Genomic DNA, 12,809 nt, shown 5'->3' on the forward strand with positions numbered 1-12,809 from the left:
ATTTCTATTCTTCTCTTTACTCCATATACACCAGATACTAATTTATAACGCGAACTGATCAATCAACCCGAGTTAGCCGAGCATCATCCACTGTCATCTGCCAAATCCCATCCTCTTCATAAGGGGGATTGGAAACATGAAAATTTGCAGTCAAAAATAAAAATCCAACACAGAAATCATCTCCGTTGAACTCTTTTATCGGCCCCTCTATAGAAGTTGTAAAGCTCCCTTCAACCCGTTCATACAAGACCCGGCCATCAGTTGTTATGATCAAACTTATTTGGCTACCAATCCAAGTGCCAGCGTAATCTAACTTGTCTTCAGGGAGTGGTTTTGCACAACCGGCTAATATCAATAAAATAAAAACCCAAAAGGTATTACGCATTATCAACCCTCTTACCCCTTTAAGATTTCGAGAATAACACCCTACCGTATCCCTGCAAAATCCCAGATAACAGGCAAGTAATACAGAGGCAACTTTTTAAGCCAGAATACAACTAAAGGAAACACTCTCCCCACAACCAATTAGTACGTAGTAATGAATTCAATATTTGAAAGAATCTCGACAACCCATGTGTATTGTCACTTCTGCTCCAGGCGGCACCTTCTATATAACTAGACTAGTCTAATCTCTAAGGTACTCAGAAAGGGGGGGGTATGACCAATTACAACAGTCTATTTAACCGTCACTTCGCAAGTTCAGAGCGGCTTAAAAATCGAGCAAAGCAGAGAGTTCCAAAATTTTCCTATGAATACTTAATAGAAGGCTGTATGGATGATATTGGTTTGTGCCGAAATCGCCAGGCATTCGATTCTATAAAGTTCACCCCTCAATATCTCCGACCAAACTCCACACCGAGCTTAAAGTGTGAACTTTTTGGGAAACTATACAGTGCTCCATTTGGCATAGCGCCCATTGGACTGCAGGGGCTTATGTGGCCAAATGCGCCTGTAATACTTGCCAAAGCCTCATATGAGCACAAGATCCCATTCATCCTCAGCACTGTATCTTCTGAATCACTGGAGCGAATTTCTGAAGTCTCACAGGGAACAGCCTGGTACCAACTCTACAACCCAACAGACCCAGCCATTCTTTCTGACCTGCTATCCCGACTAACCTCTGCCCAATATCAACATTTAGTCATTACCATTGATGTTCCTACATTTGGCTTACGCCCCAGAGACTTCCACAACGGATTGGCAATGCCACCGAAATTGAATGTAAAAAATATCTGGCAAGCGATACTCAGGCCAAATTGGAGCCTATCCACATTGCGATACGGTCTCCCTAAATTTAAAAATCTAGAGCCTTACATTGATACCGATAACAAAAAACTTGAACTAACCGAGTTTATGAACACCACAACTATGGGCCCACTGGATTTTGACAGTGTAAAACGTATACGAGATCTATGGCCCCATAAACTTATTATTAAAGGGATAATGAGTGAACACGATCTTCAAAAAGCCATCAAACTCGGAGCGGATGGAGTCATTTTATCCAATCACGGTGCACGGCAACTTGATTTAGGCGAAGCAACTCTCCCTCTACTGGGAAGGTTTTCCAACTATCAGGATAGGATTTCCTTGGCTATCGATAGTGGAATCAGATCCGGTGTAGATATCGCAAGTGCTTGTGGTCTAGGGGCAAACTTTTGCTTTCTGGGAAGGTTTTTTATGTATAGCGTCTGTGCCCTTGGCAATGAAGGAGGTAATCATGCGATCTACCTATTAAAAGCTCAAATGATGCAGGTAATGCAACAAGTTGGGGCTAATACGCTTAAAGATCTTTGTGGAAAGGTAGAACTCTCTATAACTCCAAGACCTCTATGATGGTGCATAGCACTATTTATCCTAACGCTAATTTTAGGCTAACAAATTAGAGTTGAGCTATCGCAAGTTCACCTGTATGCAGAATAATAAAAGTTACAGCGAGCCGAAACAGAATTTCTAGTAACTTTTCATATTAAGTAGGCTGACTGTAAACCAACCTGAATAGCCATAAGATTACTTATCTACTTCTTACGTAAAAAGGCAATTAAACAGTACAAGATCTTCAAAAAACATCTCGCCCTCTATTACTTTCTAATTTTTACGATACTTAACCATACGATCCAAACTCCAACCAAGAAGAGAAGATTTTTCTTTCGCCAACAATGGCAGATCAGCCTCAATAAAACGCTTATATAATATTTGCACTCCCAGGATATGATTGAGCATCGCATCCAATTGAACCTTTTTTGATCGATGCAGAGTCGGTAACTTATACTCTTCAATTAAAGTATCTATTTCCGAGTATCGCAGCAATCCAGCTAAATTAACCTCCTTTGGGCTGAGAAATTTATCAATAACTCGTTGCACCCAATCCCAAGCTCCGGTAACGGTCTCTACCGGAGGAGCCATGAATGCAAACTTTTGCTTTTTATATAGAACATCCGGAAGGACTCCCTTCATCGCTTCGCGAAGAACATACTTTTCTGTAGTTCCGCTAATCCTGACCGATGGTGGGATTTGTATAGCAAACGCAGCCAGGTGATGATCGAGAAAGGCCGGACGGGTTTCAATGGAGTGTGCCATATCCACTCGATCACTTACCCAGCCCAATATCTGGGTCTCAAACATAGTTTTAATCCAAACATACTGAGCAACATCCAGCGGGTGTCTACCTTCAAGTTGTGATAAATCTAGCGTATCAATAATTGCCTTCCCGGCATCATAACCAGATATTTCTTTGTGCCACTCTTTGTTAAGCAATTTTTCTGCTTGATGATGACAGCTTAACCAGGATTGCAAGCATGTAGGGGTGAATCCTAAAGTCCGTTCCATTCCCTCTGATCGATAACTATCAATTGGCAGCATAGCTCCCTTAAATAAGCTATTGCTCCTTTCTAGATGTTGCTGCCAGGTTCTTCGTTTATTTAACTCAGCTTCAGATGTGCCATACAAGTAAAAATCTTTTTTAAATGCAGGATACCCAGAAAATAGCTCATCTGCCCCTTCCCCAGTTATTGCAACCTTGTAGCCATTAGACCTAACAGCTTTGCTGAGTAAAAATTTAGCTACTGATAATGTATTGTAAAATGTCCTTTCGGTATGCCAGATGGTTTCTGAATAATTTTCATATATTTCTTCATCAGTTACCTTTACTATGAATTGGTTGACACCAATCTCACTCGCGGCTTCCTCTGCGATATAAGACTCATCGTAATCCGGATTTTCAAACGCTATCGTAAAGGCGGTGAGATCCTGCTGCGAAAGCGACTGCCCTACCCCAAGCAAGCTACCCGAATCAACACCACCTGAAAGATAATAGGTTACTGGGACATCAGCTTGAAGCCTCAAAGACACGGAGTCTATAATTTGTTCCCGCAAACCCTCAATGTAATACTCATCAGACTTGCCACGAGCATACTCATCTGAAACCAAAAAATCGATGTCCCAATATTTATGTTGAGTAACAGCCAGTTCAGTGTTGTCTCGCTTAACTTTTGTAATGCACCCAGGTTCAACCTGGAAAACCCCTTCAAAAGCGGTTGTTCCAGGAATCGATACCTGAATAAGCTGGTGATACACTCCATGCGCTGTTAGTCTTCTTTGGACATCAGGGTGGGCAAACAAACTTTTAATTTCAGAACCAAATACTAAACCTTTTTTAATTCTTGCCCAATAAAGTGGCTTCACTCCAAACCGATCTCTAACCAAATAGAGGCAGTCCTCCATTTGATCGTAAACGGCAAATGCAAATTCTCCTCGAAGATGTTTAATAGCCCGAACAAGACCTAACTCCACAATAAGATGCAAGATAATTTCGGAATCACTTTTACTTAAAAAAGAAGCTCCAGAGGACCTCAGTCTGGCTCTTATTCGCTGATAATCATAGATTTCACCATTATGAACCAAATAGTAACGACCATCTTCTGATACATAAGGCTGAGAAGCGCGCTCATCACTCAGGTCATTGATCGATAAGCGCACATGACTCATCCCAAATCCTAGACCTGGAGGGTTTGTAAAACCTACACCATCCGGGCCACGGTGGAACTGGATAGCAGCCATATTTAGAAGGAGTTGACCATCGACAGGCATTGCACGCGCACTATGAAGAATTCCAGCTATTCCGCACATAGACGACACCCTTTATTGGGATCATTTCGAAACTGGAGAGGCTAGATAATGTCTACGACCTCACTAGGGCGACCACAGATAGCCATTGCCAGCGCCATCCTGACGTACACACCACCTTTTGCCTGTATAAAATACCAATTATGGGACGTATCATCCAGATCACTATCAAGCTCCCCCATTCGGGGTAAAGGATGCAGCACGATGGCTTGTTTTTTCAAAGGAGAATTATTATCTATAAAATATCCAGACCCAAAATCTCTATGCCCCATTGTTTTTAGGGATATAGAATTCATATAGACCACATCGAGTCGGGGAAGAATATCTCCAACCTTATCCGTTAACCTTATTTTTAGACCTTTTTCCTGAAGCATTGATAATTGCGCTTGCCGAAACGGTTCTTGCTCCTCCTCATCACAAAGCACAAAAACCTCTGAGAAAAACTCAGGGAAACAGCTCATGAGTATCAATAGGCTTCTCGCCGCTCGCATTCGAGCTGGCGCTCCAATTAAGCCAATGGAGAATTTTCGTTCTTTTCCTGATAGAATGTTGGGATTCCACTTTAGCAGTGCATATAGATCGATAAGGGACTGTGTGGGGTGTTCATCTATCCCATTGCCAGCATTGATAATTGGTATACTTAAATTATTGGACATAATTTTTACTGATTCTTCAGAAGAATCCCTTAAAACAACACAGTCACCATAATTACTTACCATCTCTGCAACGTCTCTTAAGCTCTCTCCGACACCAATACGTGTTGTCCCTTTATCTGTAATTGAAACGGTGCTCCCTCCAAGTCGCAGCCAAGCGCTTTCAAAAGATAGCCTCGTCCTGGTGCTCGACTCAAAGAATGCGCTGATTAAGATTTTATTGTTTAAATGACATGAGAACTTTCTGTTATCCAGCTCACAACGAGCAGCAAGTCTGAGTAACTGCAATACCCCATCTCTATTAAGCTGACTGCTCGATATAAGACTTTTACCAGTTAGGGACTCTAAGTATCTACCCCGCTCTGGAATAGTCTCTACCAGAGCTTTTGCCATCAAATTTGTATCTTTGTCGAACGAAGTGTTAGCCACCATAACCAAAACCTAAATAGAATTTGACGGGACAATTATCGCTTGAATAAGCTGTGTGCAGATAAAGCACTTACAATACGGTTACTTAAATTCATATATCTAGTACCACCATCAAACTAAGAATCTTCAACCAATTTTATTCAACTTTATTCCAATACGGTGTTCTTTCTAGCATTTCCTGCTGAATGTCTTCCGGAAGAAGTTGAAATGGTGGAATTCCCTGCTGTATCTGCCATCCACCTCCGAGCGATAGATATACCTGCACTAGATTCGCTGCCACGGCGCCTCGCGCTACCGCCAAAATATCCTGCTGTTGAACGTCCGATACCAGAGTAGTTATCACAGTATCGAATTCAACCTGACCATTGGTATATTGAGACAAGGAAATATCGACAGATCGCTGGGAGGCCTGGGCAGCCACCTCATAATGAACCAATTGCCTTTGAGACTTTATATAAGCGACAATAGCGTTCTCCACATCAGCTTGCGCTAACAGAACTATTTGCTGATAGTCTGATACTAACTGCTGGAAAATCGCATCCTGTAGCCTGACATTGCTACGGAGCCTTCCGTAGTTAAAGAGATTCCAGTCAAATTCAATGAACAGATCCCAGGCACTACTACTGCCATTGAGTTGACCACCATTAATATCTATAGCCCCTATTTCTCCACCGATACTAAAATTTGGATAGAGTTCCGCCCTCGCAACACCTATTAACTCACCTTGAGCTGCCAGCCGTCGTTCTGCTGCACGAATATCGGGACGTTGCCTTAATAGATCCTGTGGCATCCCAACAGTAACGACTTTGGGAATCATAGGTATGGATGAGGGAAAAGAGACTATGTACCTCAAACTATTAGGAGGTATTCCCAGAAGAATTGCCAGGGCATTTTCAAACTGCTGCAAATTTATCTCCAGACCCGGTACGCTGGCTTCTGTGTTACTTAGCAGCGCCAGTGCTTGCTCTGCATCCAATGCACTGACTTCACCTGCAAGAAATTTGACTCTAGCGATCCTTAAACCTTCACGCTGCACACGAATATTCTCCCGGGCAACTTCCAGTCTGCGTTTCGTCGTACGAACATTGATATAGGTTTGTGCCACTTGGGCAATAATAGAAACCAGCACACCATCATAGTCCGCTATGCTGGCCTCAAAATCTGCTGCGGCCGAATTAACCAACCGTCTCAACTGCCCCCAAGTATCTAACTCCCAAGTTAAGTTAAAGTTCGGGTAGTATTCAGTCTGCAGATTACCTGTGATACCCGATCGAACATACTTTGAACGATCAATAAGTCCTTCAAGCTGTTGCGTTTGCGGGTATTGGTTGCCGATTGCAATTGCAAGCTGTTGCTGGGCCTGAAGAGCTCTAAGGGCTGCTGAGCGCAGCTCCAGATTATTCTCAATCGCAAGTGAGACTAATTCGTCCAGCGTTACATCTGAAAATGCCCACTGCCACCACAATGGGTTAACGGCTTCCAAGGTATCCAGTTTTGAGCTGGTTTGATAGATCCACTCATTTTCGACCTCTACCGGCGGGGGATGGTAATCTGGCCCCAGCATACAACTACTACCGAAGATGAGTAGCAATGCCAACAGACACCCCTGTAGGCTCCGTATTAACCCTTTCCTGAAACTATTGAGATTGCACCGGTTCATCTTGCTCGGTGCCCGCAGAATTGCTCATTACTAGCACCGAGCTGGTAAATCCAACACGAAGCTTTACAGATTCGGGAACTTCTGTCAGATGAATCCTAACGGGAATACGCTGTGCAAGGCGAATCCAATCAAATGTGGGATCTACCATTGGCAATAAGTCATTACCCGCAGTTCCATCTTTGCGAGCAATCCCCCAGCCAATACTTTCAACATACCCTTCCAGCTCTAGATGAGGATAAGCCATCAGCTTCATGAAAGCTTTGTCCCCCGGAGCAATTCGACGAACAAAAGTTTCACGAAAGAAACCATCAATGCGAAAAGTGCTTATATCAACTACCGAGAGTGCGGGTTGATTGGCGACGGCCTGATCACCGTAACGAAAATCAATATTCGTTACATAACCAGAAACCGGAGCAACAACCGTTGTATACTCCAGATTTAGCCGCGCCTGCTCTAGCAGCGCATAAGCCGCACGAACGCCCGGGTTATCGGCTCCAAGCGCACCCAGCTGTGCTCTAACCTGCTCCAGCTCCGCTTGCGACTGCTCCAACGTAGCCATAGATTCCACCAAGCTGGCTTCTGCACCCGCTCGATACTCAATTGTGGATTCATACTCAGCCTGAGCTGCTTGCAATGCCCTTACTGATGTCGCTCTCTGGGGTAGCAGTTCTCTCTGCCGATCATATTCAGCTTTGGTTCTTGCAATTTCCGCATCAAGCGCGCCAATATTACTTTTTGCCAGATCAATATTTGCTATTGATTCCCTAATCCTGGCCTCATAAGCGAGAACATTCTTATTTTGCGCTCGGTATGTATCGAGAGCTTCCTCGTACTCTGCCTTGGCCTCTTCCAAGGCTGCTTCATATATTCTCGGATCAATCTGAAACAGTAGTTCCCCTGCTTTAATAAACTGATTATTCTTAATAGGCAACTCAACTACCTGTCCAGTTACCCTGGGAGTCACTTGAATAATATCCGCCTGCACCTTTCCATCCCTGGTCCAGGGATTATTGAGATACCTCCAGAACTGGACAATAAGTAACAGCAGTGCTACAAGCACTATTGTTCCAGTAAAAATATATTTTCTATACCTAGCCACTACTATATTCCCAAGAATATCCTTCCTATAAAAATTGAATAAATTACACTGAGGGAGATAATAACAACCGGTGGATTGGCAAAATATCGGGATAAACGATACCGATCCAAAAGCCTAGCGGTTAACAAGGCTGCAACAACACCAAACAAAGCTATCACCAATATTGGTGATAGATAGAAACTGCCTATTGATATATCGTGCGGTACTCTTTCCATTTAAAACCCTACAGACATTAAAGACACCTTTCCTCACAGAAAGCCTTCCAATCCACAGATTCTGAAACGCGACGAAACTCTACCAGATAGTTATTGATGCAGTGGGTAACACCCAAGAAATAAAGAAAGTTTGTTACACCCTCTCTGGATTTTTCACTACACTCCCTCAGCTCCATCAACTCACCGACATCAATATTTGCCCTTTCAAATATCCTCCTATAACCTCTTCGCAGGGATTCAATATCAACCTTTTGGTTTCCACCAGAAAAATAGATAAGTATTTTGCTTGCAAGCCGCCTCCATATGAATGCCTCGCGAAGTAATCTTTTAGGAGCCACAAAATTGATTTTCTTTTTATCTATCTTATATAACAGCTTAACCTGGTTGGATATCAACATAGCCAAACCTATAAGGCTTTGCATCTGGCTTCTGGTCATACCCCGCATTTTTTTATCAGAAATACCCTCCACCCAATAGAACACTCTCTTCCTTGAGATCATAATAATATTCAGGTGGTACAATATATATAACCGGAAAAACAATGACTTCCTCTTCTTTTTCGGAATATCGCCCTCCACCACCAGCCATGCGGCACTATTGAGAATTCTATCAATACTTCTCTTCAGGTTTATTTCTGGGTGGGCAGTGAAGGGGATATTTCTTGAAACGGCCAAAATACAAAAAATTATTGCTAACACAAATAGATAATTTGTGTAAACCACAAAACTATACTCTTGAGAGTTGTTGAAATTGAAAATAATCTGAGGAAAGATAAGAACCAAGGTTCGAATCATCGACTGGGGCCCAAAGACCTTATTTGAGGAAAAGCTTACTACAAACGTCCATACAAAGATCACGACAGCCAACGAATAAAATCCATGCAATTTCGGCATTAAAAAGAAATATATAGGTGCCGATAATATGCATACTAAAATCGTGAAAACACAGGTTTCAAACAATTGAATTTTGGGGGTCATTGAGGCGAGAATACCTATTACTGTTATCAGTAATATAACCAGCAATCCACCAATCATATCAGGGATAAAAAGATATGCCAGATAAGCGATCCACATTCCCATCTGAACACGGACAATATTAGTCAACCTGTCTGGGTCGGGCATCAAAGCTCCAAGCCACCCTATACCATCACTACTTACCTGTCTCGAATAGGAGTCACCCCGGGTTTGTATATCATTTACTGAATCAATCAGAGATCGGGTTTCTACCTCCAAGTCATTTAAGGATTTTCTAGTAACGGCTAAAGCAGCGGTTTCAAAGGTTGACAACCTCTTTACTTCTTCAATATTTCCTCGAACCACTCTCCCATTGGCACTATCTACAGGCATTTCCTCTGAAAGGGCAGTTTCCACTTGCGCGAGACGCCCCTCAATGTCGGGCATGTATTCGTCGACACCAATAAGGAATTTTGATATACCAAGATCACCAGAGAGGGCTAAGCTTTCTTCCAACTTCAAGAGGGATTGCGTGACGGCTGTCGCAGATTGACCAAAGTGACCCCACTGCTTTCGACATTCCCACACCTCATAACTATCTGAGCTCGCATCGCCAATGGCTGTTTGTAAGCGCGTATCAAGCTCTAAAAGAGCAACACGCTTTTTACGCCTAATTTTTATTTTCTCGCCACTTCTAACCCGGGAAAAACAATTATCCGCAAACCGACGATGCTCTCTCAATAATTCCAGAGATGCTCTTCTTAACTCACCACGACTACAGTTAGGCCAGATCAAAACGGCTACCAATCCGTAGACAATTATTCCGAGCAGGGACTCCTGAATACGTAATACCCCAGCCTTGTAGGAGATAGAAAAGTCACCACCGGTCACATCCCACAATAAAAAGATGACATAACCACTTGTAAGCCAAAAGTACTGGTAGTTCGACCTCTGTAAAAAATAAACACAGATAGACACCCAAATAGATAGGGCGATCATAAACAACCAGCGATCCTGTGGAAATAACGCGACGATTATCCAGCCAGCCAGCAAGGCAAATAGCGTCCCTAAAATCCACAAAATAGCTCGATTTAGCGACTGCCCAAGATTTGCCTGGCTGCAAACAATAACAGCAAATCCACCCCAAAAAGGTTTTTCCCAATTCAGGCCCAAGGCAATGGCATAAACGATCACTAAAGCTGTTGCTAGCTTAATCGACTCTTTAACATTACGAGACAACTGCAAAGCTTTCTCCGACCATTTCTACATACTATTAATTCGTCATTTTGATCTATGACACAGCAATATATATTCACCCCGAATATATACTGGATAACCAAAAGGAAGTATGGCATACCAAGAGCTAAAGAAATTCGCTATCGGCGAGCTTCTCTAAACCAGCCCCAGATCTAAGAATCAATCCAAATAATATGAAATATAAAAGCTGACAAACAATAAAAATAAACGCCTAAACCCCCCAAACATGCAGGTACATCCTTATAGACTTTTCCTTTCTGCAAGCCTAAAGATCAAGATTATGACTAACTGAGCCACACCCAAAATACACTACTTATAAATCTTTAAGGCATGAAGGGAACGAAGTATTTGCTGTATTGCCAGACCAAATATTGGTCCCAGAACTACAATCTGAAGCCTCGTTGTCATCTAAAAGGTCATCAAAACCACTGCCTGCTACTGTATTTCCACTAACTACATTGTCCATATTCTGAATGACATATGGACCTCCAATCGCTATGCCCCAAATTTCATTATTCTGGACATTATTACTGGCAATAACACAAAAAGAAGCACCTACAGTCACACCATCAATTATTCTTGCTCCCAGGCTTATAGCAACAGCATTACCTTCTAAATAATTATTCCCAATATAAGAAAAGAAACCAAAGCCACCTATTCCATTTTCAAAAAAACCAGAGACACTATTTCCAATTGCAACATTAGCCACCCCTTCCAGCACAATACCCGATGCCTGAACATTAGTGGTGTTTGACAAGGTATTCTGTCGGATAAGGTTACTATCACTTTCTGCAAAAACGCCTGCGCCACTGGATTCCTCGACGGTTACACTGAATACTCTATGTAGGCCACTCCCCGCCAACTCCAATCCAGTTTCACAATTACTAACAACTCCACCCGTCACAACTCCTGAAGTTCCCAACATAAGTACCCCAACCCCATCGGTAGTGCATTCAATTGCGCCTTCACCAGACATTACAAGACTACCGTCAGGGCCTTCAACCGTTATTGCTGGATCTTCGCTGCAAGAAAGCTCACCAGTAAGAGTCTGCGCGTCAGTAATAGTATCGCCACATTCAACATCTGCAATGCAGACTGAAGAAAAGTATAGAGTTGACATCACCACCCCAGGAGCAAGGAGTGTTTTTGGAGAGAAGGACATTGATGGAACCTCAGCAAGTAGAGTATAGCTTCACCAAAGTGTCGCCTCTTTACGATCAACCCACTATAGGAATATTTTCTTAACTTCTAAAGATTTTTAAGGCAGGATGGAAATGATGTATCAGCAGCATTGTTAGACCACACATTTAAACCATCACTACAATCTGACTCTTCATTATCATCCAAAATATCATCATTACCACTTCCAGCTACAGTATTCCCTGTCACTAAATTATCCATGTTAGGATATGTATAGGGTGCGCCTATTCCAATCCCCGTACGTAGACTGCCTACCACTGTATTACTTTCAATTACGCAATACGAAGCACCTATACTCTCTCCATCAACTACTAATGCACCCAATATAATCCCCAACTCACTATTCTCTACATAATTATTTCCAATATATGAATAGAAACCAAAGCCAGCTATTCCATATTCTAAAAATCCGGACACATTATTACCAACGGCAACATTTCTCTCACCATCTAGCTCCAAACCAGATGCTATTACGTTAGTAGTGTTCGACACCGTGCTTTGACGAATTAGATTACCGTCACTTTGTGCAAAAATTGCTGCGCTAGAGGATTCTTCAACTGTTACACCAATCACTTTATGGGAACCATCTCCATCCAACAACAACCCTAAATCACAATTAGTGACAACCCCGCCCATGACAACCCCAGATCTCCCCAGCATATGGATTCCTATACCATTAGTTGTGCACTCAATAGAACCCTCACCTTCTATTACAAGGAAACCCTCCGGCCCCTCAATAGTTAGCGCTGGATCATCATTGCAAGATAATGCGTCAGTGAGAACTTGAGAATTGGCAATAATATCTCCGCACTGGACAGCAAAACTACCGGTAGAATAAACACATGAAAACAGCATCACTAATCCAGTCGCGTAGATATCCTTTGGGTAATTAAACATGGATTGAGCCCTAGTAAGAATGTAAAAAATATCACCTCAGTATCGCCTGTCCGTATTACCCTGCCATAGGAACATCATCTCAATCCATAGAAAATAACATGCTTGCACAGACCAATCCCCAAACACACATAAAAAGAATTCTTCCTTCTTCATCAGCCCCTCTAAGGTGCACTGCTTATTTTGCCTTGGTCACCCAACCCAATAACGAATAACAAAGATGAAAAACTCTGCAAGTTAGAGTTCCATAATTTAACTTAAGAGCCAATAGAGAAGCTACAGGATTACCCGCAGCAAAGTGGGTTAACGCGGAACAATCAAGCTCGT

At 42.5% G+C, this 12,809-nt stretch carries 10 protein-coding genes; 1 reads left to right on the top strand and 9 read right to left on the bottom strand.

Annotated elements, in window-relative coordinates; all coding sequences use genetic code 11:
* Positions 1 to 58 precede the first annotated feature (58 nt).
* Positions 59 to 385: a hypothetical protein gene (locus ACJJI4_RS10890; protein ID WP_444928085.1), complete on the bottom strand. Its 327-nt coding sequence runs from the start codon at positions 383 to 385 to the stop codon at positions 59 to 61.
* 272 nt (positions 386 to 657) lie between these two features.
* On the opposite strand from ACJJI4_RS10890, the gene ACJJI4_RS10895 reads away from it, so the two are divergent.
* Positions 658 to 1,833, top strand: coding sequence for an alpha-hydroxy acid oxidase (locus ACJJI4_RS10895; protein ID WP_444928086.1), 1,176 nt, complete (start codon positions 658 to 660; stop codon positions 1,831 to 1,833).
* A 252-nt stretch (positions 1,834 to 2,085) separates the two neighbouring features.
* Here ACJJI4_RS10895 and asnB read toward each other — a convergent pair whose 3' ends face one another.
* The 8 genes from asnB to ACJJI4_RS10935 all read right to left on the bottom strand — a co-directional run bounded on the left by asnB (position 2,086) and on the right by ACJJI4_RS10935 (position 12,485).
* Positions 2,086 to 4,125 (bottom strand): asparagine synthase (glutamine-hydrolyzing), encoded by a 2,040-nt coding sequence (asnB, locus tag ACJJI4_RS10900; RefSeq protein WP_444928087.1) that lies wholly within the window; start codon positions 4,123 to 4,125, stop codon positions 2,086 to 2,088.
* A gap of 41 nt (positions 4,126 to 4,166) precedes the next feature.
* Positions 4,167 to 5,168 (bottom strand): aspartate/ornithine carbamoyltransferase family protein, encoded by a 1,002-nt coding sequence (locus tag ACJJI4_RS10905; protein ID WP_444928088.1) that lies wholly within the window; start codon positions 5,166 to 5,168, stop codon positions 4,167 to 4,169.
* A gap of 172 nt (positions 5,169 to 5,340) precedes the next feature.
* On the bottom strand, positions 5,341 to 6,801 hold the full coding sequence (locus tag ACJJI4_RS10910) for an efflux transporter outer membrane subunit (RefSeq protein WP_444928089.1): 1,461 nt from the start codon (positions 6,799 to 6,801) through the stop codon (positions 5,341 to 5,343).
* Between the two features lie 40 nt (positions 6,802 to 6,841).
* On the bottom strand, positions 6,842 to 7,924 hold the full coding sequence (locus ACJJI4_RS10915; protein WP_413662253.1) for an HlyD family secretion protein: 1,083 nt from the start codon (positions 7,922 to 7,924) through the stop codon (positions 6,842 to 6,844).
* A gap of 41 nt (positions 7,925 to 7,965) precedes the next feature.
* Positions 7,966 to 8,178 carry a DUF1656 domain-containing protein gene (locus ACJJI4_RS10920; protein WP_353057030.1) on the bottom strand — a complete coding sequence of 71 codons (213 nt, stop codon included), beginning with the start codon at positions 8,176 to 8,178 and terminating at the stop codon, positions 7,966 to 7,968.
* A 17-nt stretch (positions 8,179 to 8,195) separates the two neighbouring features.
* Positions 8,196 to 10,376 carry an FUSC family protein gene (locus tag ACJJI4_RS10925; RefSeq protein ID WP_444928090.1) on the bottom strand — a complete coding sequence of 727 codons (2,181 nt, stop codon included), beginning with the start codon at positions 10,374 to 10,376 and terminating at the stop codon, positions 8,196 to 8,198.
* A gap of 325 nt (positions 10,377 to 10,701) precedes the next feature.
* The gene (locus ACJJI4_RS10930; RefSeq protein WP_444928091.1) at positions 10,702 to 11,550 is read right to left on the bottom strand and encodes a NosD domain-containing protein; all 849 of its coding nucleotides are present in this window, start codon (positions 11,548 to 11,550) and stop codon (positions 10,702 to 10,704) included.
* An 86-nt stretch (positions 11,551 to 11,636) separates the two neighbouring features.
* Positions 11,637 to 12,485: a right-handed parallel beta-helix repeat-containing protein gene (locus ACJJI4_RS10935; RefSeq protein WP_444928092.1), complete on the bottom strand. Its 849-nt coding sequence runs from the start codon at positions 12,483 to 12,485 to the stop codon at positions 11,637 to 11,639.
* Positions 12,486 to 12,809: the final 324 nt, after the last annotated feature.

The organism is Microbulbifer maximicatervae (SeqCode) (assembly GCF_052467305.1).